This is a genomic window from Kitasatospora sp. NPDC059817, from assembly GCF_042731835.1.
In the GTDB taxonomy this organism is placed as follows: domain Bacteria; phylum Actinomycetota; class Actinomycetes; order Streptomycetales; family Streptomycetaceae; genus Kitasatospora.
Genome location: NZ_JBHWIR010000078.1, coordinates 10383 through 33478 on the forward strand (window position 1 = coordinate 10383; position 23096 = coordinate 33478).

Genomic DNA, 23096 nt, shown 5'->3' on the forward strand with positions numbered 1-23096 from the left:
GGCTCCTGCTTCGTTTCGAGTGAGGGTGGCTCAGCAGACTCAGCGGCTCGTGGTTCAGCGGCCGGTGGCGCCGCCGCGGCCGCGCAGCGCGGCCCGGCGGGTGTTGGCGCGCGCACGGGCGGACTGGACCGCCTCGGGGGTGGCGCCGCTCTCGTCGTCGAGCCAGCGGGCGAGGGAGGAGATGTCGCGGAAGCTGAAGAGGTCGGGCACCCGGACGCGGCGGTCGAAGCGCCGGGTCATCAGCCGGGCGAGGCGGATGAGCAGCAGGGAGTCCCCGCCGAGGTCGTAGAAGGCGGACTGCACGTCGATGCTCGACGGTTCGAGGTCGAGCAGCTGGCCCCAGATCTCCGACAGGGCGACCTCGGTCGGTGTGCCGGCGGCCGTCAGGGGCCCGCCGGTGTCGGCGGCCGGCGGCTCGGGCAGCGCGTTGCGGTCGAGCTTGCCGCCCGGCCCCAGCGGCAGGGCGGCGAGGACCACGAGCGTCGCGGGCACCATGTAGTCGGGCAGTTCGACGGCGAGCCTGCCGGTGACGGCGCTCTGGAGCGCGGTGTCCAGCCGGGGGCCGCCTTCCGGCGCGTCGTCGGCGGCGGGCACGACGTAGCCGACGAGCCGGTTGCCCCGGACGACGGCGGCGGCCTCCCGGACTTCGGGGCAGCCGGTGAGCCGGGCCTCGACCTCCTCCAGTTCGATGCGGTAGCCGCGCAGCTTGACCTGGTGGTCGGTGCGGCCGAGGAAGCGGAGTTCGCCGTCGTCGGTGAACTTGACGACGTCCCCGGTGCGGTACATGCGTTCGCCGTTGCGGAACGGGTCCGGCACGAAGCGTTCGGCCGTGGTGCGCGGCCGGTTGACGTAGCCGTGCGCGAGGCCGGCGCCGCCGAGGTAGAGCTCGCCGGGCTCGCCGGCCGGGAGCGGCTTCAGCTGCTCGTCGAGCACGTAGACCCGGTCGCTGGTCGTCGGCGGGCCGATCGTCGGTTCGTCGGTCCCGTCCTCGGGCACCGGCCCGAACGAGCAGAAGACCGTCCCTTCGGTGGGGCCGTAGGCGTTGAACACCCGGTCGGCGCTGGTCTCCCGGTAGGTGCGGTCCACCAGCTTGCGGCGCAGGGCCTCGCCGCCGAACACGACGGTGCGCACGTTCGGGGGCAGGGCTCCGGCGTCGAGCAGGCTGTTCATGACCGAGGGGACGACGTTCAGGTGGGTGATCCTGTCGGCGTACCGGCTCTCCGGCAGGTGCACGGCGCTCTCGACGAGCACGACGGCGCCGCCGCGGCACAGCGCGTTGAAGATCTCCATCACGGACAGGTCGAAGCAGACCGAGCTCGCCGCCGAGACTCCGCTCAGGTCGCAGCCGTCGAGCACCCGGTCCATCTCGGCGAGCATCGCCACGCAGCCGCTGTGCCGGACGGCCACGCCCTTGGGCCTGCCGGTGGAGCCCGAGGTGTAGATGACGTACGCGGTGTCGCCGGGCACGACCGGCACGGGCTTCGCGCCGGGCTCGGTCGTCACGCTCTCCCCGAGCACGACCACGGTCGGTCCGGGCGGGCAACTGGCCCGGGACGCGGGGGTGGTGAGCAGCAGGCGGGTCCCGCTGTCCTGGACCATGAAGGTCAGCCGGTCGGCGGGGTAGTTCGGGTCCAGCGGCAGGTAGCAGGATCCGGCGCGCAGGGCCGCCAGGATGCCGACGAGCAGGTCGGGGGTGCGCTCGACGCAGATGCCGACCGGGACGCCGGGGCCCGCGCCGTCGGCGACCAGCCGTTCGGCCAACGCCCGGGAGCGCTCGTTCAGTTCGCCGTAGGTCAGGACGCCGGCGTCGGAGTAGACGGCGGTCGCGTCGGGGTTCTTGAGCGCCTGCTCGACGAACGCGGAGTGCAGGGTCTCGGTCACTGGTCCGTCTCCTCGGGGAGGCCGGTCGGCGTCAAGTCGCCGAGGGCCCGGTCGGGTTGGGCGATCGCGTCGAAGAGCACGGTGCGGTACAGCGCGAGCAGTGCCGTCACGGTCTGCCTTTCCAGGTAGCTCGGTTTGAACTGGACGTGGCCGGCCACCTCGCCGTCGATGTCGGCCATCGAGATTTCGAGGTCGAACTTGGCGAGGTGCCTGCGCACCTGAAGCGGTTCGAGCGGCAGCGCGCCGTCGGGTGTGATGGTGTCGCCGATGCCGTGGAAGAGCTTGACGGACCGGGGGAACGCGTCCGAGGACAGCCAGTTGACGACCACGTCGAACCACGGGGAGCGGCCCTCGGCCCTCGGCGGCCGCAGCTGGGAGGCCAGCAGGTCGAGGGGGTAGTTCATGTGCTCCAGGAGGCCGAGCGAGAAGGCGTGGACCTCGCGCAGCAGTTCGCGGAAGCTGCGGTCACCGGCGGGGTTCGCCCGCACCAGCACGGTGTTGAGGTAGTAGCCGATGGCGGATTCCCAGCCGGGTTCGGCGCGTTGGGCGATGGCGGTGGCCAGCACGGCGTCCTCGGTGCCGACCGCGCGGTTGAGCGTGGCGAAGAACCCGGCCAGTACGACGGTGCTGATCGACACGCCTTCGCGCACCGCGAACTCCCGTAGCAGGCGGGTCTGTTCGGCGTTCCAGCGGAAGGCGAGGTCGCGGCCCTCGTAGGTGACGCCCGGCGGCCGCTCCTTGGTGGAGAGGTCGAGGTGGGCGGGCGGGTCGGCCAGCTTCTGCGACCACCAGTCCAGGGCCGCGCCGGCCGCCGGGCCGGCCAGCCACTGCCGCTCCCATTCGACGAACTCCGTGTACGGGGCGACCGGCGCGCTGTCGGCGGGGTCGGCGCCCTCGTAGTACTCCTGGAGTTCGCGGATCATGACGTCGGCCGACGCCGCGTCCGACGCGATGTGGTGGACGAGCACCAGCAGGTAGTGGTCCGCCGGTCCGCGCGTCATGAGGACGATCCGCACCAGCGGCCCGTTGTCCAGGTCGAGCGGCTCGTGCCCGTAGCGGGCCAGTTCCTCGCGGGCCTGTTCGTCGTCCAGGTCGGTGCCGTCCGCCACGACGAACTCGTACACCGGTTCGTCCAGGATGACCTGGTAGGGGCTGCCGCCCGCCTCCACGAAGAGGGTGCGCAGGGCGGGGTGGCGCTCCATCACGGCCTGGACGGCGCGCTCCAGGGCCTTCTCGTCGACGGCGGTCCGGATCCGGGCGGTCACCATGAAGTTGTAGGGCACGGCGTCCGGCGCGACCATCTGCATGAACCACAGCGAGGCCTGGCCGTGCGAGGCCGGTGCCAGGGCGAGGCCGAGGCCGTCGGCGCGCAGCTGGTCCAGGGCCGGGGCGTCGGTGGCCTCCAGCAGTCCGCGCGCGTCCAGTTCGTCGACCAGCTCCTCGGCGTCCAGTTCGGACAGCTCGTCGAGGTACGTCCGGTCCGGCTCGGCCTCGGGGGTCGGGGCGGGGGCGGGCGCGGCTGCTGGTACGGGCGCGGCCGTCGCGGGCGCGGCCGGTCCGGCGGTGAGCCCGACGAAGTGGCCGACGACCTCGGAGATGGGCCGGCCGTCCAGGAACACCACCGGCGACACCCGGTGCCCGAACAGCGACTGCAGCCTGTTGACGAGGCGGATCGCCAGCATCGAGTCGAGGCCGAAGTCGAGCATGCTGGCGTTCACGTCGAACCTGCTCACCGGCACGCCGAGCGCGTCGGCGAGCTCGGCGAGGACGACCTCCGCCACCGGCCGGATCTCCGCCGGCTGCTCCTCCTCCACCACACGGGCCACGGGCGCGGCCACGGTTTCGGCGGCCGGGGCCGTCGCGCGGGCGGGGCGGGGCTCGGTGTCGATCCAGTAGCGGTCCTTCTGCCACTGGACGAGCGGCGTCTCCACGACCTCGACGTCGTCGGCGAACAGCGGGTCGAAGGTCAGCGGCAGGCCCCTGACGTACAGCGACGCGGCGGCGCCCAGCAGGCAGCGGACGTCGCTCTCGTCGCGCCGCAGGGAGTTGATCGCGTGCACCTGGGCGCCACGGGTCAGCGCGATCTCCTCGACCGCGCCGCGCAGCGTCTCGTGCGGGCCGATCTCGATGAAGGTGCCGACGCCCTGGTCGACCAGCGCGCCGATCGTCTCGGCGAACCGGACCTGGTTGCGCAGGTTGTGCACCCAGTAGTCGACGTCGGCGACCGGGTTGACCGTGTCGGCCAGTGCCGTGGAGTGGAAGTCGATGCCGGGTGTCAGCGGGGTGATGCCGTCGATGCCCGCGCGCAGCGGCTGGAGCAGCGGGTCCATGCCGGGGCTGTGCACCGGCCGTTCGACCCGGATCCGCCGGGTCGAGATGCCGTCCCGCTTGAGGTCGGCCTCCAGGGCGTCGACGGCTTCGGGCGAGCCCGAGACCGCCGCGCTGGTGGGGCTGTTGACGACGGCGACGGCCGCGTGCGCGGCGTAGGGGGCGAGCCGCGGCAGCAGCTCCGCCTCCGGCAGGTCGACGGAGATCATGGCGCCCGCGGCGGCCTTGCGTTCCAGCAGGTGCGACCGGGCGACCACCACGCGGGCGGCGTCCTCCAGCGACAGCGCGCCGGCCACGCAGGCGGCCGCGACCTCGCCCAGGCTGTGCCCGACGACGGCGGTCGGCTGGATGCCGAGTCCGAGCCAGGCCTTCGCCAGCGAGACCTGGAGGGCGAACAGCACGGGCTGCTGGAAGTCCATCTCCTCGTACCTGGCCTCGTCGGCCGGGGCGGCGAGCTGGTCGAGCACCGAGCAGCCGCCGGCCGCGCGCACGGCGGCGTCGCAGGCGGTCATCCAGGTGCGGAAGCCGGCGTGCGAGCGCAGGAGTTCGCGGCCCATGCCGACCCACTGGGTGCCGCCGCCGGAGAACACCAGCGCGACCCGCCGGTCGACGTTGCCGGAGACCGTGCCCGTGACGACGTCGGGGTGCGGCTGGCCGGCGGCGACCCGGGCGAGGCCGTCCAGGACGTCCTGCCGGTTGCGGGCGAACAGGGCGATCCGGTGGTTGTGGTGGGTGCGCCTGGCGGCGAGCGTGTAGGCGAGGTCGGAGACCCGCAGGCCCGCGTCGCGTTCGACGTGGTTGGACAGCTCGCGGCAGGTGTCGGTCAGCGCGCCGGCCGTCCGGGCGGTGACGGGGACGAGGTGCACCTGCTCGTCGGCGGCGGCGTCGCTGCGGCCGGGCGTGACGTGCCGCCCGCGGTCGCCCGCGAGGAACGGGTGGGCCGTGACGGGGAGGCCTGCGGTGTACAGGGCGCCGAGCGAGCCGAGCAGGGTCGAGGCCTCGTCGGCGCCGCGGCGCAGCGAGGGCAGGGTGGTCGCCGTCAGGATCTCCGACACCGACTTGAGCAGGACGGGGTGCGGGCTGATCTCGATCACCGCGTCGACGTCGTGGTCGCGCAGGTTCGTCAGGGCGTCGACCACCCGGATCTCCCGGCGCAGGTTGTCCGCCCAGTAGTCCGGCCCGAGCTCGGCGCCGTCGACGCGTTCGCCGGTGACCGTCGAGATCATCGGGATGCGGGTGGTCCGGGGCCTGATGCCGTCGAGTTCGACCTTCAGCGGGGCGAGGACGTGGTCGACCAGCGGGGAGTGCGGGGCGTGGCCCATCCGGACCCGGTGGTTGGTGACGCCCGCCGCGGTCAGCCGCTGGACGAGGTCGTCGATCTCCTGCGGTGTGCCGGTGACCAGGGTGGAGTTCAGGCCGTTGTGGCCGGAGACGGTGAGCCGGCCGGTCAGGTACGGCTCGACCTCGTCGGCGGCGGTCATCACCACGATGCCCTCGCCGCGCCCCACCGCGAGTTGCTGGAGGAGCCGGCCGTGGTGGGCGGCCAGGCGGGAGGCGTCGTCGAAGTCGAGCGCGCCGGCGATGTGGGAGGCGGCGAACTCGCCGACGCTCTGCCCCACGACGACGTCCGGCTCCACCCCCAGCGAGCGCCAGGCCTCGGCCAGCGCGACCTGGAGGGAGAACAGCAGCGGCTGGAAGACGTCCATGTCGTCGATGCGGCCGTCCGGGGACATCAGCTGCTCGACGAGCGAGAAGCCCAGCAGCTCCCGCATCCGCCGGTCGGACTTCATCATGGACCGGCGGAACACGGGCATTCCGGCGAGCAGTTGCCGGCCCATGCCCACCCACTGCGAGCCGTTGCCCGAGAACAGGAAGGCCACCCGCGGCCTGCGTCCGGTCCGCTCCCCGACGCTCAGCCCGGCGGCCTTCGCCCCGCTGCCGAAGGCGTCCAGCTGGGAGCGGAGTTCGGGCATGTCGCGGGCGGTGGCCGCGAGCCGGAACGGGCCGTCGCCGGGCGTCCGGCGGCAGAGCTCGCGCAGGTCGCTCTCGTCGCGCAGCGCCCGGGCCCGCTCGGCCAGCGCCTCCCGGGAGTCCGCGGCCAGCAGGAGCAGCGAGCTCTCGGGGCGCGGCAGTTCCTCGACGGCGACGTGGCAGATCGCGCCGCCGAACCCGAACGAGCTGACGCCGCCCCGGCGGGCGTCGGAGCGTCGCGGCCACGGCGTCAGCCGGTCCTGGACGGTGAGGTTGTACTCGTCGAACATGATCTGCGGGTTCGGCGCGCTGTAGTGCAGGCTCGGCGGCAGCACGCCGTTGCGCATCGACATCGCGAGCTTGACCAGGCCGACGATGCCGGCGGCCGCCTCCAGGTGCCCGACGTTGGACTTGACGGACCCGAGCCGCAGCGGCTCCGTACGGCCGCCGCCCAGCACCGCGCCGATGGCGTTGGCCTCGATCGGGTCGCCGAGGGGCGTCGCGGAGCCGTGGCACTCGATGTAGTCCACGAGGTGCGGTGCGATGCCCGCCCGCTGGTACGCGGTGCGGAGCATCTTCTCCTGCGCCTGGGGGTTCGGCGCCGTCATGCCGTTGCTCAGACCGTCGTTGTTGGAGGAGCTGCCCTTGATCAGGCAGTACACCGGCAGGTCGCGCTCCAGCGCCACGCTCAGCGGGGCGAGCACGACGACGCCGGCGCCCTCGCCGCGGACGTAGCCGTTGGCGCGGGCGTCGAAGGACTTGCAGCGGCCGTCCGGGGCGAGCGCGCCCATCGCGTCCATGGCGGTGTAGTAGTCGGAGACGAAGCTCAGGTTCACGCCGCCGGCCAGCACCAGGTCGCTCTCGCCCAGCCAGATCGACTGGCACCCCACGTGCACCGAGACCAGCGATCCGGCGCAGGCGGCGTCGATGGCCATGCTCGGGCCCTGGAGGCCGAGGACGTAGGAGACCCGGTTGGCGATGATGCCGTCGTGCATGCCCGTCGCGGTGTGCGGGGTGATCTGGCTGTCGGGGCCGCGGTAGTGCGCCAGGGCGGCGTAGTCGCCCCAACAGGAGGCCATGAACACGCCGGTGTCGCTGTCGACCAGGCTGTGGGGGGCGATGCCCGCGTCCTCCAGCGCCTCCCAGGACAGCTCCAGGATCAGGCGCTGCTGCGGGTCCATCTGGACGGCTTCGCGGGGCGAGATGCCGAAGAACAGCGGATCGAACCGGTCGATGCCGTCGATGAAGCCGCCCCAGCGCACCCTGTCGTTCAGCAGCTCGCGTCGCGCGGCCGGTACCGGCCCGACGGCGTCGCCGCCCTCGACCAGCAGTTGCCAGAACGACGACGGGTCCGGCCCGCCGGGGAACCGGCAGCCGATGCCCACGATCGCGACGGGCTCGTGCGAAGGCAGGCGGCGGCGCTCGGTGGCCGGGGCGGGCTCCGCGGCACGCGGACCGTCGACGAGCGCACGCGCCAGCCCGTCGACGGTCGGGTACTGCCACATCCAGGTGGCCGGGACCTGCCAGCCGAGGAACTCGGACAGCGAGGCCGCGAGGGTCACCGATCTCAGCGAGTCCAGTCCGTACCGGTGCAGCGGCGCCGAGCGGTCCACCGTGCTCGCGGACACGTCCAGCAGCTCGACAACACGGGAAAGCAGGAAATCCGTTACGGCGGAAATGTCTCGCGCTGCGCGCTCTCGGGGCACGGCGACTCCCTCAACAGGGCGGATGGAATGGACGGGTGGAGCTTCACGGCCGACCGGTCAGGGGGGGGCGGTCCGCACCCGGGCAGCCGGATACGGGGGGCGGCTCATGACGCGGAGGGTCCCCTTCGCCGCATCAAGTTCCTGGGTGGGGCCGACGGTTGGCATGCGGATGAGATCGGCGTTTCCGATCCCCACGTTCACGGCGGGCGAGAACTCCCGTTCGTGTACCGCTGTTTCAGCTGGCGGCGCAGCTCGTTCTCACCGCGGGAGAAATCACGGGCGTCTCTGGGTCACATCGGTCCGCGAGTGCATCGACGACAGGATCGCGTACGCGGAATCTTCACCTGCACGGCTACTGTCGATGGGCTCCAAGGTCCATTTGGTCAAGCGCGACGAGTATGCTGATTGAGGCAAAATGGATCGTCAGTGCTAATCCGACCGGCGGACAGCAGAGTGCCAGTTTGTTAATGGTGAGACAAGCGCCATTCGAGGGCTGGTTGAGGCAGTGGCGAGATTTGATCTCCAAGTGTCCGGTTCGAGTGGGAGCCGTCGGCGGTCCGAAATGGCACCTCGACTCGGCGGCGCCCCCGCATCACCGCGCCCCGGCCGGGATAGGCGCACGACCCCGCGAAAGGCGCGCCCCACCGGCACGCGACGGGGGTAGACAGCGGCTGAGCGACCCATGCAAGCTGACCCCCATGGCAGTTGAGAACCTTGATGCGGCGTCAGCCCGTGCCGACCGTTCCTTAGCCGGGCTCACCGGCCGCGACGTCGACGGCAGGCCCGCATGACGGACGCCACCGGCACCACCGGTACCACCGGTACCACCGACACCGCGGTCAAGCCGGCGCTCCGGCCGGGGCTGGCACTCGGCGTACTGGCCGGGGCGCTCGCCCTGGACGTGAGCGGCCTCGGAGTCCTCAACGCCGCCCTGCCGTCGGTCGGAGCGCGCTTCGACCTGGACGAGACCACGCTCCAGTGGGTCATGACCGCCTACGCCGTCACGTTCGCCGGCTTCCTGCTGGTGGGCGGCCGACTGGCCGACGTCCTGGGCCGACGACGGGTGTTCGAGGTCGGGGTCGCCCTGTTCACCGTGTCCGCGCTGGTCGGGGCGCTGGCTCCGGACACCGCGGTGCTGCTGGGTGCGCGCGCCGTCCAGGGCATCGGCGCCGCCCTGTCGGGCCCGGCCGCGCTGGCCCTGCTCACCGAGACGTTTCCGGCCGGTCCGGCCCGCAACCGGGCCTTCAGCGTGTATGCGGCGGTCGGCGCCGCGAGCTTCAGCGGCGGGGTGATGCTGGGCGGCGTACTGACCCAGTTCCTCGGCTGGCGTTCGGTGCTGTGGTTCTCGGTGCTGCTCGGGCTCGCCGTACTGGCCGCGACCCGCGCCGGACTGCCCGGCGGCGCCGGGCACAGCGGCCGGCTGGACCTGCCCGGCGCGATCACGGGCACGCTCGGCCTCACCCTGCTCATCGTCGGCGTGAGCAGTGACGGGGCGACGGCATGGATCGTCCTCGGCGCCGCGGTGGCCTCCCTGGTGCTGTTCGTCGTGCGCGAGCACCGCACCGCCGACCCGGTGCTTCCGCTCGGCCTCTTCCGGATCAGGTCCGTCCGGGCCGCGAGCCTGGCGGCGTTCCTCCAGTACATGGGATCGGTCGGGCTGCTGTTCTTCGCGCCGCTGTACCTCCAGGGGATGCTGGACTACTCCCCGTTCGAGTCCGGTCTCGCGCTGGTGCCGATGTCCCTGGCCGTGTTCCTCACCGCCAACTTCGCCACCGGACGCCTGCTGGCCCGGTTCACCCCGCGCACGCTGATGGCGGTCGGCCTCGTGCTGATCGGCGGGGGCGCCGCATTGTGGCTGGGCACACCGCACGACGGCGGCTACGTGCCGTACGTGCTGCCCGGCCTGGTGCTCAGCGGCATCGGCCAGGGCCTGAACTTCCCCTCGATGACGTCCGCCGGGCTCACCGGAGTCCCGGCGCGGCAGCACGCCGTCGCCGGGGCGGTGAACGTCGTGGCGCAGCAGATCGGCGCGAGTGCGGGCGTCGCGGTGATGGTGCTGGTCGCCGCGACCAGCACGGACCAGCTCACCGGCTACCACCTCGCCTACCTCACCGCCGCCGGCGCGTGCGTCCTGGGCGCGGCGGTCATCGCCGTGCGACGGAAGGCCTGAGGGCCCCGGCCGACCGGCGGCCGGCCCGCGCCCGGCCGGGCGCTGCCGTGTCGGCCCAGTGCGCGGTCGAGGTTGAAGGCGGCGCGCCGTCCGCGGCGAAGAACCGCGTGATCAGCACGTTCGTACCGACCAGCGCGGCCGTACGAAGCTCGCCGATCAGGCCGCGCTCGGAGATCGGCGCACAACAGCTGCCGCCTGCCTGCTCGAACCCCATCGTGGCCGGAGGCGATGAGGGCGCGGAGCGCGCCGGACATCCCGCGCTGGGCCGCCCCCGGCGGCGACGGCAGCTGGCTGTGCGGACGGGGCAAGGCGATCGAGGCGTCGGCGACCCTCCCGGCCTCCTGGACTGGAGGGGACGGCAGGCCCGGCCCTCGCCCCCTGCACGCCCACACCCACACCCGTATCCCTGAGCCGCGTCCGAGCCGGGCACCGGCGCCGCCACCGAGGAGTGGGAAGCCTTCCTGCTGATCTGCTGATCTGCATCACTCCCTCGACTGTCGTCACGTCACCCGACGGCATCAGGCCGCCCGCGACCATCACCGGTGCGCGACCAGAGCAGCAGGGCCGATCGCACCGGGGCCGCCGAACCGAGAGCGGCCGAGGAGGCGGACGGCAGGCCCGAGAAGCACGGGGCGGCCTGCCGGAGCGGGCGGTTGCCCACGCCAACATCCCGGCTCACCTCGCTAGTTCAGTCGACGATGAGCCGGGGAGCGGCGGTCCCGCGCGGACGGGCCGCCAGGTTGCCGCGAGCCGCAACGGAGATTGTGATCATTCACAGTCCCTTCCCCCTCTTCACACCCACCAATCACACGAGATGCGCACGGCCGGGCCGGCATCGCGCTTCGTTCACGGAGAGCGAGATCATCCCGTGATCTCACCGTTTCCGACGCGGCGAAAAAGCGCCCTTGGGCTGCCCGCGAGGGTCGGTTAGGTTCTCCTTACATCAGGTCACGGCAACAGTCCCGGTGCCGCCGCGGCTTCGGACTCCAGCACCCCGTTGCCTCTGCGGCAAGCGGGGTTGTGACCTGGACCATAAAGCCCGCGAAAACCAGCCGCTGACCGACGATCGGAAGAAGATGAATGGTTGGCGTTCCCAGTTGATGGCTGACCCCGGACCTGCACTGTGGCCGCTGCCGTGACGGTCGGCGCCGCCGCCCACGAGGGCGGCGGTCGCCCGAAGGTGCAGGTGACGCCGGTGCGCGCAAGCCTCCGTCGGCATCGAGGCCGGACCTCACACCGACGGTCGAGGCCTCGCGGACCACCGGGCCGGGACGGCCGAATGGCACCAGCGGACTCGGCACCGCGCAGCCCCCGATATCACTCCCCCCACACGCCCGTTGCCGTCGAATCCCGTCGGGCGCGCCGCTCTCCGCGGCGGGCCGAAAACGGCTGCCACGGCCGGGAATTCGCGCCTTCTACCAACGAGGTCTATCGTGACAATGATAAAGAATCGCACGTCGGTCCTCGTCCTCGAAGGAAATTCGCTGCTGCGCCAAGGACTGCACGCCTTCCTCTCCGCCGAGCCCGACCTGGTCGTACGCGCGACGGTGGGCACCGTGGACGAGGCGCTGGAGGTGCTGTCCGAACACCACGTCGACGTGGTGCTGTTCGGGGTGGGCGACTCGCACGCGGCCACCGAACAGGCCCTGGGCCGGCTGCTCCCCCGCGGCGCCCGCTGCCGGGTGGTCGTGCTGAGCAAGCGCGAGCGGCCGGGCGAGGTGGAGATGTACCTCAGCTTCGGAGTGAGTGCCTACCTGCGCGAGGACGTCACCAGCGACTGCCTGGTGTCCGTGGTCCGGGGGCTGGCCGTCAACCGGGAGCGGGTGTACATCATGGCCTCCCGCTCCGGCATCGACTGGATGACCGGGCCACGCGGATCCCAACTCTCCTCACGGGAACGGGAGATCATGGGACTCGTGGCGAACGGCCTGAGCAACTCCGCCATCGCCGGCCACCTCAGCATCGCCCCCGGCACCGTCAAACGCCACCTCAGGAACGTCTTCGTGAAACTCAACGCGGTCTCCCGGATCGATGCCGTCAACAAGGCCAGGGCCGCCTCCCTGCTGGTGCCACTAGGCTGAGCCGGCCGGCTGCTGGCCGAGTTCCATCACCTGCCCGGCACTCGGCCGACGCGGCTCCCGCAGCCGCGAGATTCCACTGAGCAGATCGTCGTGCAGCTCCCGCAACGGCTGCGACGGGTAGATGCCCAGGTCCTCGTCGAGCTTGCGGTAGAGCGACCGGTAGACGTGCAGGGCCTCACTGCGTCTGCCGGCACAGTCGAGCGCGAGCATGAGCTGCTCGTGAAACCACTCGTTGAGCGGGTGGTGGAGCGTCAACGCCCGTAGCTCCGGTATGAGTTCCCGGTGCCGGCCGATCTGCTGATCGGGCCGGATGCGGTTCTCCAGCGCGCGCAGGCGCATCTCCTCCAGGACGGCCACGTGGCCGGCGAGCGCCCTGCCGACGGGGATGTCCGCCAGCGCGCCGCCACGCCACAGGCTCAGCGCCTGGCCCAACCGGTCCGACGCCGCCTCTGGGTGGCCGTCGGCCAGCAGGCGGGCGCCCTCGTTGTAGAGCCGCTCGAAGTCCTGGGAGTCGAGCTCCTCCTCGCCCAGGAGCAACAGGTAGCCCGGCGCCTTGGTGAGGATGAAGTCGCGGCCCTCCACCCGACCGAGTTTGCGGAGTTGGTAGATGTAGGTCTGCGCGGTGGTCACCACCGTGCGCGGAGGATTGTCGCCCCATATTTCCTCGATCATGACGCCGAGGTCGACGATCCGATTGGCGTGCATCACCAGGATGGCCAGCGTCCACCGGACCTTCAGCGCGCTGGGTGTGCACGGGGTTCCCGCATCGAGGACTTCCATCGGGCCGAGAACATTGAACCTCATGACGCCTCCGATTTCGCCGAGATAATCACTCGACTCCTGTATATCCACGCTTCGATCAACGACTCAAGGGGACTGCGCGCAAGGTGGCACTACTGCTATTCCCAGGCGCTCGGCACGGTTGTTCCAAAAGGAATACTCCCCCGCCGATCGACGGGGGTCGATCGGCGGTCGGATCGTCAAGTGCTGTTAGACTGCGACAGGTTGGACTACTGTCACGACACGAGGAGAATGACGTGCCCCGAAAGATCCGTGTTGCTCCGGTTGTGCAAGCGAAGACCGAAGAACTAGGGGAAGCACGTCATGTCAAGCGTGAACATCGGAATCCTGGCCCATGTCGACGCCGGTAAGACCAGCCTGACCGAGCGGCTGCTCTACACCGCCGGCGTCATCGACCGGATCGGCAGCGTCGATCGCGGCGACACTCAGACCGACTCCCACGACATGGAGCGGCAGCGCGGCATCACCATCCGGTCGGCGGTGGTGTCCTTCACCGTCGGCGATGTGAAGGTCAACCTCATCGACACCCCCGGCCACCCGGACTTCATCTCCGAGGTGGAGCGGGCCCTCGGCGTGCTCGACGGCGTGGTGCTCGTCATCTCCGCGGTGGAGGGCGTCCAGGCCCAGACCCGCCTGCTGATGCGCACGCTGGTCAAGATGCGCATGCCGGTGATCCTCTTCGTCAACAAGATCGACCGCATGGGCGCCCGCCACGACGACCTGCTGGAGTCGATCCGCTCCGAACTCACTCCCGCCATCGTCCCGATGAGCAGGGTGGAGAGGATCGGTACGCCGCAGGCGAGCGCCGCGGCCCGCCGGATCGCGGCGGGGGGCACGGAGGAGGAGGCGGGGGACGACTTCGCCACCGAACTGGCCGACGTCCTGGCCGAGCACGGCGACGCGTTCCTGGCGCGCTACCTCGACGACGAGGCGGCGCTGACCGAGCAGGATTACACGACCGAGCTGGCCCGGCAGACCGGCTCGGCGCAGTTGTACCCGGTGTTCTTCGGCTCGGCCGTGGCCGGCGTCGGCATCACCGACCTGATGGACGGGATCACCAGCCTGTTTCCGGTCAATCACGGTGGCTCCGGCGATGCGCTGCGCGGAACGGTGTTCAAGATCGAACGCGGCTGGGCCGGCGAGAAGGTCGCCTATGTCCGGCTGCACACGGGAGCACTCAAGGGCCGCACCAAGGTCTCCATCCACCGGCAGGACCAGCACGGCGCCGTCGTCGAGCTGCCCGGCCGGACGACCGTGGTCGAGGTGTTCGACCGGGGCTCCGCGGTGGTCGAGGCGCCGGCGTCGGCCGGTGACATCGCCAAGGTCTGGGGGCTCAAGGGCATCCGGATCGGGGACCAGCTCGGCACCGCCGAGGGGCTGCGCGGGCAGCACCTGTTCGCGCCGCCGAGCCTGGAGACCGTGGTCAGGGCGACGAGGTCCGGCGCGATGCCCGAACTCTACGAGGCCCTGCTGCAGTTGGCCGACCAGGACCCGTTCATCAACGTCCGCAAGAACGACGAGGAGCAGGAGGTCTCGGTCTCCCTCTACGGGGAGGTGCAGAAGGAGGTCATCAAGGCGACGCTCGCCGAGGACTACAAGCTGGACGTGGTGTTCGAGGGCACCCGGATCATCTGCGTCGAGCGGCCGATCGGGGTCGGTGAGTCGGCGGAGGAGATCGACTACCGGAGCAAGACCTACTTCTGGGCCACGGTCGGGCTGCGGGTGGAGCCCGGAGAGCCCGGCTCGGGGGTCGTCTTCCGGCGGTCGGTCGAGTTGGGTTCGCTGCCGTACGCCTTCCACAAGGCGGTGGAGGAGGCGGCGCGTTCGACGCTCCAGCAGGGACTGTGCGGGTGGGAGGTGCTCGACATCCTGGTGACGCTGACCCACACCGGGTTCGCCAGCCCGGTCAGCGCGGCGGGCGACTTCCGCAAGCTCACCCCGCTGGTGCTGATGAACGCGCTCAAGCAGGCCGGGACGCAGGTGTTCGAGCCGGTGAACAGGTTCGAACTGGAGGTGCCGGCCGAGAACGTCAGCACCGTCCTGTTGAACCTGGTGGAGTGCGGTGGCACGCCGGAGACGACGAAGGCGCAGGGCAGCACCTGCCTGGTGGAGGGCACCATCCCGGCCCGCACGGCGCAGGAGTTCGAGCAGCGGCTGCCGGGGCTGAGCCAGGGTGAGGGAGTGTTGGTCACCCGGTTCGACAGCTTCCAGCCTGCCGTCGGCGCGGCCCCGAGCCGCCGTCGGACCGACACCAACCCGCTGGACCGCAAGGAGTACATGCTGCGGATGTTCGGCCGGATCTGACCACAGGGCCGCACGCCCGACAGGTCCCGATCACCCCACGGTGGTCGGGACCTGTCGCATACCGGCCGCGCTGAATTCGGCGGCCACGACCGTCAATCGAGCAGTGCCACCGCCCGAGTCCAACCCGCGCCCGCGCCGACGATTTTGACCGGAAGCGCGTGTACGGTGAATCCGGTCGGCGCGGGCAGCGCACCCAGATTGCACAGCCGCTCGATCTGACAGTATTCCCGCTGCCGCCCCGCGAAATGCGCGGGCCAGAGCACGGAATGGTCGCCGGAACGCCGGAACTCCGAGAGCATATGCGTGAAAGGGGCGTCCAGGCCGAAGCCGTCCGTCCCGATGAGCCGCACCCCGAGGTCGAGCAGTAAGTTGGTCGCCTCACCGTCCAGGCCGGCGAACTCGGTGAAGTACTCCGGTGTTCCGGCGAGCTGGTCGGCGCCGGTGTGCAGGAGCACGATGTCCCCGGCGCGCGGGCAATGGCCGATGTCGTCGAATGCCCGCCGCAGTCGGTCCGCGCCGATCGTACCGACCCCGGTGTCGGTCAGGTCGAGGACGACTCCCGGGCCGATGAACCAGTCCAACGGCAACTGGTCGATGTCGCGCGGAATTCCGTACGCCGTCTTGGTGCCGTAGTGCGACGGCGCGTCGACGTGGGTGCCGGTGTGGGTGGTCAGGGTCAGGGTGTCGAGGGAGAGCAGTTCTCCGTCGGGCAGGTCGGCGATGTCGAACTCGATGCCGTGGTTGCGGAGCATCCCCTCGGCCATGTGCCGCGCGCCGTCGGCCGGCGTCAGCACCTCGTGACGGATCCCGTCCACCTCCCAGGCGCCGCCGTCGATCGCCGAGGACAGGTCAATGATGCGCACTGGTGGTCCCTTCCGGTAGCAGGGCGCAGGCCTGGAGGACCTGGCGGAACCGGCCCGGGCCGCGGTCCCGGGCGGCGACGTAGCCGTCCGGCCTGATCAGCAGGAACTCCCCGGGCGCCAGACCCAGGGCACGACGCAGCGCGCCGTCGGTGTCCGCGTCGGAGTGACCGTCGGCGTCGGAGTGACCGTCCGCGTCGGAGTGACCGTCCGCGTCGGAGCTACCGTCGGCGTTCGCGTCGGACAGCACCCGTACCGAGACGGCCGCGCCGAACAGCCGGTCCACCTGCTCCACCGCCTCCCGGTGGGCGGCGCGCCCGGTTGCCGGCTCGGCGGCCAGCAACGTCCATCGGGGATCGGCGAGTTCGGCACGGAGAGCGGCCCCGCCGGGGTGCCCGCCTGCCGTGCCGGCGGCGCAGCCCACCCGGTCGCCGGGCCTGATCCCACCGGTGGCGTCGGTCGCCAGGGTGAGCGGGCTGTCCGGGTAGGCCAGGCCCAGCCCGCAGAAGCCGCGGATCATCTTGCCCTCGACCCGGCGCTTCAGCGGCGGCACCGCGCGCAGCACGGCGGTGCCGACGGTGAGCAGGGCCGGCCCCAGCACGGTGCGCAGCGAGACCAGCGCGGTGGCCGTCCTGGTGGAGCGCAACAGGACGGCCCCGGTCGGCACCCGCTCGGCGTCGTAGCTGTCGAGCAGGTGGGGCCCGGCGTGACCGCGCGTCACGTCCGCCAGCTTCCAGGCGAGGTTGTAGGCGTCCTGGATGCCGCTGTTCATGCCCTGCCCGGAGGCGGGGCTGTGCACGTGCGCGGCGTCGCCGGCGAGGAAGCAGCGTCCCGAGCGCATCCGGGTGATCTGGCGCTGCTGCACGGTGAACACCGAGAGCCAGCTGGGCGCGCCGACCGTGACCGGCCGGCCCAGCGCCCGGCCGATTTTGGCGGTCAGCCTGCGCCGGACGACCTCGGGGTCGTCGGCTCCGCCGGTGTCCCTGGTGTCCACCACGCGCCACTTGCCCGGTTCGGGGAAGGGCACCAGCAGCAGCGTTCCCGGGTCGGTGTGCAGCAGGTGGTTGCTGTCCGGCGGCAGGTCGGCGTCGATCGTGACGTCGGCGTTGAGCCACTCCTGGGTGGTGTCCCCGATCAGCCGCATGCCGAGCTGGCGCCGGACGGTGCTGCGCCCGCCGTCGGCACCGATCAGCCAGGGCACCGGCGTCTCCTCGACCCGCCCGTCGGGGTGGCGCAGGGTGACCAGCGCGGCGTCCGTCTCGGAGCGGACGCCGACCAGTTCGACGCCCCATTCGACGGTGACGCCGTACCGCGCGGCGCACTCGCGCAGCACGCGTTCCGTCACCACCTGGTCCACCATCAGGCTGAATGGGTAACCGGTGGGCATCGTCTCGTAGTTGGTGTCGAATCGAACCAGGACGCGGCCCCGGCGGTGCATGGTGAAGTGGGTGACACGTCGGCCCAGCGGGAGCAGCCGGTCGAGCGCTCCCATCTGGTCGAGCACCTCCATGGTCCGGGCGTGCACCGCGAGCGCCCGGCTGCTGGTGGCCGGGCCGTCGGCGGCGTCGATCAGCCGTACCCGTACGCCGCGTCGGGCGAGCTCGTGGGCCGCGGTGAGCCCGACCGGGCCGGCGCCGGCGATCAGGACGGACGGTGCGGGGTCAGCCATGGCGTTCCTCGGCGAACCGCTTGGCCAGCGCCAGGGTGGCGCGGCTGTTGCCGCCCGCGGCGGAGCGGATGAACGTCCGGGCGGAAGCAGTGGTCGCCTCGGGGCCCAGGATGGCGGGAATCGCCTCGGGGTTGAGCACGACGGCGTGCCAGGACGTCACCCGGACGCCGTGCCCGGTCTGCTCGAAGGTCCACCGGCCGGTGTGGGCGGACATCATCGACGGTGTGCGCAGCTGCTTGTAGGCGATGGCGGTGCCGGGAAAGCAGATCCGGATCGACTCGGTGGTGTGCTCGGAGCCGTCCGCGGTGCGGGTGTCCATCGCCATGTGCTGGATGCCGGGGACGTCCTCGCGCAGGTCGAGGCGGGCCACGTGGGGCAGCCGGCCCGGCCACTCGGCGGCTTCGTGGAGGAAGCCGTAGACGGTCTCCAGCGGCGCGTCGACCAGCACCGAGTCCTCGAACTCGAATTCCAGGTCGGCGAGCGCCGACCAGCTCTCGGCGAGGGCCTTGATGTTGCCGAGTTCGGTTCGACTGTTGCGGTCGGTGGCCCGGGTGATCCACTCGACGCCCTGTGGGTCGTCGTCGACCGTGGTGAACTCGTGGGTGAGCGTCAGGGTGGCGCCGCCGGGCCGCTCGTGGACCTGCCACTCCCCCGCCATCGAGGCCACCGGCGGCGAGGAGACCTCCTGCCGGAACCGGATCCGCCGGCGGCCGCCGTCCAGCTCGCGGCGTGAAGTCCAGTGCTTCACCTCGCCGTTGGCGCCGGCCCAGATCCGCAGCCGCTCGGTGTCGGCCGTCAGGGCCTCGTGCTCCACGTGCAGGGTGGGTCCGAACCGCCGTGGCCACGCCAGGGCGTCGGCGATGACGGCGTAGACGACGTCGGCGGGGGCGGCCACGTCGATGTCGTGGGTGGTGTGCTGTGTGCGGGTCATCCGTCGACCAGCCTTCCGTCGGTGGGTTCAGTAGATGCCGAGGCCGCCGCAGACGTTGATCGCCTGCGCGGTGATGGAGGCGGCGGCGGGGGTGGTCAGGTAGTCGACCATGCCCGCCACCTCCTCCGCGGAGGAGTAGCGGCCGAGCGGGATCTTCTGCTCGAACCGGGCGAGCACGTCCTCCTCGCTGGTCTCCCAGGTGGCGGCGTACGCCTGGCGGACCCGCACCGCCATCGGGGTCTCGACATAACCGGGGCAGACCGCGTTCACGGTGGTGCCGGTGGCGGCGAGCTCCTTGGCGAGCGCCTTGGTGAAGCCGATGACGCCGGCCTTGGACGCCGAGTACGGAGCCCCGAGCGGGACGCCCTGCTTGCCTCCGGTGGAGGCGACGGTGATGATCCGCCCGTGGCCGGCCCGCTCCATGCCGCCGGTGGTCAGCACCTCCCGGGTGACCCGGAAGACGCTGGTGAGGTTGGTCTCGATCACGTCGTTCCACAGCTCGTCGCTGATGGCCGAGGTGACGCCACCGCCGTTGCGCCCGGCGTTGTTGATCAGCACGCCGATCGGGCCGAACCGGTCCACCGCGGTCCGGACCGCCGTGGCGACGTCCTCCTGGGAGCGGACGTCGGCGGGTACGCCGTCGACCTCGTACCCCTCGCCGCGCAGCCGCGCGACCGTCTCCGAGACGTCCTTCGCGGTGCGGGCGCAGATGAAGACGCGCAGGCCTCGCTGGGCCAGGCGGACGGTGCTGGCCAGTCCGATCCCGCTGGTCGCCCCGGTCACCAGGGCGACCCCGGTGGTTGTCTCGGTGCTCATCGCATCAGTCTCCGATTCAGAGTTCCCGGGCTCGTTCAGGCCCCTCGGCCCGACCCTGCACCGCCGGCTTCGACTCCCGTTGGAGCGCGCCCGCGCGGCCCGCGCTCGAACCGGATTCGAAACGGGGGTGCGAACGTCGTCGCCGTACCGATCCCCAACCGCCCGAGGAGGGCCCGAGCATGACCGAATCGCTCTACGAGGAGGTCCAGCACTTCTACGGGCGGCAGATGCGCCACCTGGACGAGGGCGAGGTCACCCAGTGGGCCGCGACCTTCACCGAGGACGGCGTGTTCGCCGCCAACGCCCGCCCGCACCCGCAGGAGGGCCGGGGGAGCATCGAGCGCGGCGCCCACGAGGCGGCGGCGCGCCTGGCCGCCGCCGGGGTCCAGCACCGGCACTGGCTCGGCATGCTGGAGGTCGCCGAGCAGCCGGACGGCACCGTGCTCGCCAGGACCTACGCGCTCATCATCGCCACGCCCAAGGGCGGTGGGGCCGCCGTGCACCTGAGCACCAGCTGCGAGGACCGGCTGGTGCGGGTGGCCGGGGAGCTGAAGGTCCGCCACCGCCAGGTGTGCCGGGACGACCTGCCGGCCGCCTGAGAGGAGACCCCGACATGGCTACCTCTGCGGACAGTACGACCTTCGGCGCGCCGCTGGACACCGTGTCGGAGCTGATCGGCGGCCCCCGGATCGACGACCTGCTCCGACGCTCGGCCCGGCGCTCGCCCCGGCACCCGGCGCTGGTCGCCGACGGCGAGGTCCTCGACCACGCCGGGCTCGACGGACGGGTGACCCGCTGCGCCGAGGCGCTGCGCGGCGCGTTCGGCGGCCCGGAGACGGTGATCGCGATCGCCGCCGAGCTCACCGTGGACTTCGCCGTCACCTTCCTGGCGATCTCCCGCTCCGGCAACACCAGCGCCATGTTCAACCCGTTGATCTCGGACGACGCCCTGGTGCACGTCCTGAACGCATGTGGTGCGCGGGCGGCGGTGCTGTCGCCCCGGATGCACCGCCGGATCGAGGCGGTGCGGCACCGGGTCCCGGCGCTGCGGCAGATCGTGGTGACCTCGGACGCGGGCGACGGCACACCGGTGCTGGACGAACTGCCCCGGGCGGCCGTCCCGGACGGCGAGGCCGCGCGGACCGCCTGCCTCCAGTTCACCAGCGGTACCACCGGCGCTCCCAAGACGGTGCGGCTGAGCCACGACAACCTCCTGGTGAACGCCGCGCAGTCGGCGCACGCCCACCAGCTGGGCGCGGACTCGGTCTCGCTCGACAACCTGCCCTCGTTCCACCTCATGCACCTGAACACCGCGCTGGCGGTCGGCGCGACCCTTCTGCTCTGCCCGGCGGAGGACCAGGAGGCGATGGTGGAGCTGGCCCGCGCCTGGCGGGCCAGCCACCTGTACAGCCTCCCGGTGCGGCTGTCCCGGCTGGCCGGGGACCTGCGCCTGCCGGCCTTCCGGATCCCCTCGCTGCGGGCGGTGCTGTCCGGCGGCTCCACGCTGCCGCCGCGCACGACGACGGCCCTGTCGGAGCACTTCGCCGTCCCGGTGGTCCAGGGCTACGGTCTCGCCGAGACCTCGCCCTCCACCCACTTCGACCTGCTGGACCGGCCGACCACCGGATCCTGCGGCCCGCCGGTGGCGGGAACGGGCTGCCGGATCGTCGACGTGCGGACCGGCGCGGTACTGCCGACGGGCGAGAAGGGCGAGATCCAGGTCAAGGGGCCCCAGCTGATGCTGGGCTACCTCGGCGCCGGGCACGGCGAGGCCGTGCGCCCGGACGGCTGGTTCAGCACCGGTGACGTCGGACGGGTCGACGAGGAAGGCCGGCTGTCCGTCGTCGACCGGATCAAGGACGTCTTCAAGTGCGACAACTGGCTCGTGTCGCCGACCGAGATCGAGCGGGTGCTGATGCGGCATCCGTCGGTCGCCGACTGCGTGGTCTTCGACTACCCCGACGAGCTGAGCGGCGCCGTCGCCGTCGGACTCGTCGTCCCGATGGGCGATGACGTCGACCCGGCCGCCCTGGCCGGCTTCGTCAACGCCCGACTGCCCTACTACGAGCACCTGCGGCACCTGTGGCTGGCGGAGAGCATCCCGCGCTCCGCCACCGGCAAGGTGCAGCGGCGCGATCTGCGCGACCGGCTGCTCGGCAAGCCCTGACCCGCGACCGACCCAGGAGGACCAGCATGTTCACCTTCATCAACCGCTTCACCGTCACCGGTGACAAGACCGAGTTCGAGGCCGTCGTCGGGGAGATCACCGCGTACATGAGCGCCCAACCCGGCTTCCGATCCCACCGGCTGTACCGCTCGGCCGCCGACGCGCAGGTCTACGTGGAGACCGCCGAGTGGGACGACGCCGTCTCGCACAAGCAGGCGACCGGCTCCCCGGAGTTCCGCTCGCGGGTCGGCCGGGTGATGGCGCTCGCCCAGGCCGAACCGGCCCCGTTCGACCTGATCACGCAGCACGGCGCCTGAGGAGGACGGCAGATGACGACGACCGGCGAAACCATTCCGCAGGCGGTGATCCGGCTGCGCGAGCTCGCGCTCAGCGCGGCCTGCGCCGCCTCCGTCCGCGCGGCGGCCCGGCTGGGCCTGGCCGACGCGCTCGGCGAGGAGCCCGCCACCGTGGCCGAGCTGGCCCGGGCCGTGGGCGCCCAACCGGACGCGCTGCAACGGCTGCTGCGCTCGCTGACGACCTACGACGTGTTCAGCGAGCGACCCGACGGCCGGTACGCGCACACCGACGCTTCGCGGCTGCTACGGGAGGACACCCCGCGCACCCTCAAGCACATGGTGCTCTGGGGCACCGAGCCGTGGACCTGGGAGCTGTGGGGGCACCTCGACGAGGCGGTCCGCACCGGCAAGGCCGTCTTCCCCGAGCTGCACGGCATGGACTTCTTCGACCACCTGCACGCCCACGCGCCCGAGTCGGCCGCGGTCTTCGACCAGGCGATGACCCAGTCGAGCCGGCTCTCCGCGCTCGCGCTGGCCGACCGGCTGGACCTGAGCGGGGTCGGCACGGTGGTGGACATCGCCGGCGGCCAGGGGCACGTCCTCGCCACGCTGCTGGAGCGCAATCCGGGGCTGCGTGGGACCCTGCTGGACCTGCCCGAGGTGGTGGCGGGGGCCGACCCGCGGCTGCGGCCGGGCGGCGCGCTCGCCGACCGGGCGACGCTGCTGGCCGGCGACTGCCGCCGGGAGGTCCCGGTCAAGGCCGACGTGTACCTGCTGAAGAACATCCTGGAGTGGGACGACGAGAGCACCGTCCTGACCCTGCGCAACGTGGTGGCGGCGGCGGAGCCGGGCAGCCGCGTCATCGTGGTCGAGAACCTGGTGGACGGAAGTCCCGAGATCAGGTTCACCACCGCGATGGACCTGCTGCTGCTGCTCAACGTCGGCGGCCGCAAGCACACCCAGGCCGGGCTGGTCGCCCTCGTCCGGGAGGCGGGTCTGGAGCCGACCGGGGTCCGCCCGGTCAACTCCTACCTGCACCTGGTCGAGAGCACGGTCCCGGACCGGGCCTGACGGACCGGGGTACGCGCGGCGTCGGTCCCCGAGACCCCACCGGG

General features: G+C 71.8%; 14 protein-coding genes. 7 read left to right on the forward strand and 7 right to left on the reverse strand.

The window, feature by feature from the left end; translation table 11 throughout:
• Nucleotides 1-54: 54 nt before the first annotated feature.
• Nucleotides 55-1881 carry an amino acid adenylation domain-containing protein gene (locus tag ACFV61_RS18605; protein WP_380492728.1) on the reverse strand — a complete coding sequence of 609 codons (1827 nt, stop codon included), beginning with the start codon at nt 1879-1881 and terminating at the stop codon, nt 55-57.
• Entirely contained in the window at nt 1878-7886 is a 6009-nt protein-coding gene (locus ACFV61_RS18610) for an acyltransferase domain-containing protein (RefSeq protein WP_380492730.1), read from the reverse strand. The genes ACFV61_RS18605 and ACFV61_RS18610 overlap by 4 nt, the downstream gene beginning before the upstream one ends.
• A 787-nt stretch (nt 7887-8673) precedes the next feature.
• Here ACFV61_RS18610 and ACFV61_RS18615 point away from each other — a divergent pair.
• Both ACFV61_RS18615 and ACFV61_RS18620 read left to right on the forward strand, forming a co-directional pair.
• Nucleotides 8674-10056, forward strand: coding sequence for an MFS transporter (locus ACFV61_RS18615; RefSeq protein ID WP_380492732.1), 1383 nt, complete (start codon nt 8674-8676; stop codon nt 10054-10056).
• Between the two features lie 1439 nt (nt 10057-11495).
• Nucleotides 11496-12137 (forward strand): LuxR C-terminal-related transcriptional regulator, encoded by a 642-nt coding sequence (locus ACFV61_RS18620; RefSeq protein ID WP_380492734.1) that lies wholly within the window; start codon nt 11496-11498, stop codon nt 12135-12137.
• Here the strand turns inward: ACFV61_RS18620 and ACFV61_RS18625 are convergent.
• Nucleotides 12129-12941, reverse strand: a complete 813-nt coding sequence (locus ACFV61_RS18625; protein WP_380492735.1) for a BTAD domain-containing putative transcriptional regulator — start codon at nt 12939-12941, stop codon at nt 12129-12131. The genes ACFV61_RS18620 and ACFV61_RS18625 overlap by 9 nt on opposite strands.
• Nucleotides 12942-13241: 300 nt before the next feature.
• Here ACFV61_RS18625 and ACFV61_RS18630 point away from each other — a divergent pair, with 300 nt between their 5' ends.
• Complete coding sequence (locus ACFV61_RS18630) at nt 13242-15242, forward strand: GTP-binding protein (RefSeq protein ID WP_380378666.1); 2001 nt, start codon at nt 13242-13244, stop codon at nt 15240-15242.
• A 92-nt stretch (nt 15243-15334) separates the two neighbouring features.
• On the opposite strand, the gene ACFV61_RS18635 is transcribed toward ACFV61_RS18630, so the two are convergent.
• The 4 genes from ACFV61_RS18635 to ACFV61_RS18650 are packed head-to-tail and all read right to left on the reverse strand — an operon-like array spanning nt 15335 to nt 19518.
• A complete protein-coding gene (locus tag ACFV61_RS18635; RefSeq protein ID WP_380492737.1) occupies nt 15335-16105 on the reverse strand; it encodes a cyclase family protein in 771 nt (256 codons plus the stop codon).
• On the reverse strand, nt 16092-17771 hold the full coding sequence (locus tag ACFV61_RS18640) for an FAD-dependent oxidoreductase (protein WP_380492739.1): 1680 nt from the start codon (nt 17769-17771) through the stop codon (nt 16092-16094). The genes ACFV61_RS18635 and ACFV61_RS18640 overlap by 14 nt, the downstream gene beginning before the upstream one ends.
• Nucleotides 17764-18702: an aromatase/cyclase gene (locus ACFV61_RS18645; protein ID WP_380492741.1), complete on the reverse strand. Its 939-nt coding sequence runs from the start codon at nt 18700-18702 to the stop codon at nt 17764-17766. The genes ACFV61_RS18640 and ACFV61_RS18645 overlap by 8 nt, the downstream gene beginning before the upstream one ends.
• A 27-nt stretch (nt 18703-18729) precedes the next feature.
• Nucleotides 18730-19518 (reverse strand): SDR family NAD(P)-dependent oxidoreductase, encoded by a 789-nt coding sequence (locus tag ACFV61_RS18650; protein WP_063346329.1) that lies wholly within the window; start codon nt 19516-19518, stop codon nt 18730-18732.
• A gap of 179 nt (nt 19519-19697) precedes the next feature.
• Here ACFV61_RS18650 and ACFV61_RS18655 point away from each other — a divergent pair, with 179 nt between their 5' ends.
• The 4 genes from ACFV61_RS18655 to ACFV61_RS18670 are packed head-to-tail and all read left to right on the forward strand — an operon-like array spanning nt 19698 to nt 23052.
• Nucleotides 19698-20117, forward strand: a complete 420-nt coding sequence (locus ACFV61_RS18655; RefSeq protein WP_380492743.1) for a nuclear transport factor 2 family protein — start codon at nt 19698-19700, stop codon at nt 20115-20117.
• Nucleotides 20118-20131: 14 nt separating this feature from the next.
• Nucleotides 20132-21685 (forward strand): class I adenylate-forming enzyme family protein, encoded by a 1554-nt coding sequence (locus ACFV61_RS18660; RefSeq protein WP_063346331.1) that lies wholly within the window; start codon nt 20132-20134, stop codon nt 21683-21685.
• A 26-nt stretch (nt 21686-21711) separates the two neighbouring features.
• Nucleotides 21712-22002: an antibiotic biosynthesis monooxygenase gene (locus tag ACFV61_RS18665; RefSeq protein WP_063346332.1), complete on the forward strand. Its 291-nt coding sequence runs from the start codon at nt 21712-21714 to the stop codon at nt 22000-22002.
• A gap of 12 nt (nt 22003-22014) precedes the next feature.
• A complete protein-coding gene (locus ACFV61_RS18670) occupies nt 22015-23052 on the forward strand; it encodes a methyltransferase (RefSeq protein WP_380492745.1) in 1038 nt (345 codons plus the stop codon).
• Nucleotides 23053-23096: the final 44 nt, after the last annotated feature.

Excerpts from the sequence above, each read along its gene's own strand:
- ACFV61_RS18615 (WP_380492732.1), top strand. The coding sequence starts at position 8,674 with ATGACGGACGCCACCGGCACCACCGGTACCACCGGTACCACCGACACC.
- ACFV61_RS18620 (WP_380492734.1), top strand. The coding sequence starts at position 11,496 with ATGATAAAGAATCGCACGTCGGTCCTCGTCCTCGAAGGAAATTCGCTG.
- ACFV61_RS18625 (WP_380492735.1), bottom strand. The coding sequence starts at position 12,941 with ATGAGGTTCAATGTTCTCGGCCCGATGGAAGTCCTCGATGCGGGAACC.
- ACFV61_RS18630 (WP_380378666.1), top strand. The coding sequence starts at position 13,242 with ATGTCAAGCGTGAACATCGGAATCCTGGCCCATGTCGACGCCGGTAAG.
- ACFV61_RS18640 (WP_380492739.1), bottom strand. The coding sequence starts at position 17,771 with ATGGCTGACCCCGCACCGTCCGTCCTGATCGCCGGCGCCGGCCCGGTC.
- ACFV61_RS18645 (WP_380492741.1), bottom strand. The coding sequence starts at position 18,702 with ATGACCCGCACACAGCACACCACCCACGACATCGACGTGGCCGCCCCC.
- ACFV61_RS18650 (WP_063346329.1), bottom strand. The coding sequence starts at position 19,518 with ATGAGCACCGAGACAACCACCGGGGTCGCCCTGGTGACCGGGGCGACC.
- ACFV61_RS18655 (WP_380492743.1), top strand. The coding sequence starts at position 19,698 with ATGACCGAATCGCTCTACGAGGAGGTCCAGCACTTCTACGGGCGGCAG.
- ACFV61_RS18660 (WP_063346331.1), top strand. The coding sequence starts at position 20,132 with ATGGCTACCTCTGCGGACAGTACGACCTTCGGCGCGCCGCTGGACACC.
- ACFV61_RS18665 (WP_063346332.1), top strand. The coding sequence starts at position 21,712 with ATGTTCACCTTCATCAACCGCTTCACCGTCACCGGTGACAAGACCGAG.
- ACFV61_RS18670 (WP_380492745.1), top strand. The coding sequence starts at position 22,015 with ATGACGACGACCGGCGAAACCATTCCGCAGGCGGTGATCCGGCTGCGC.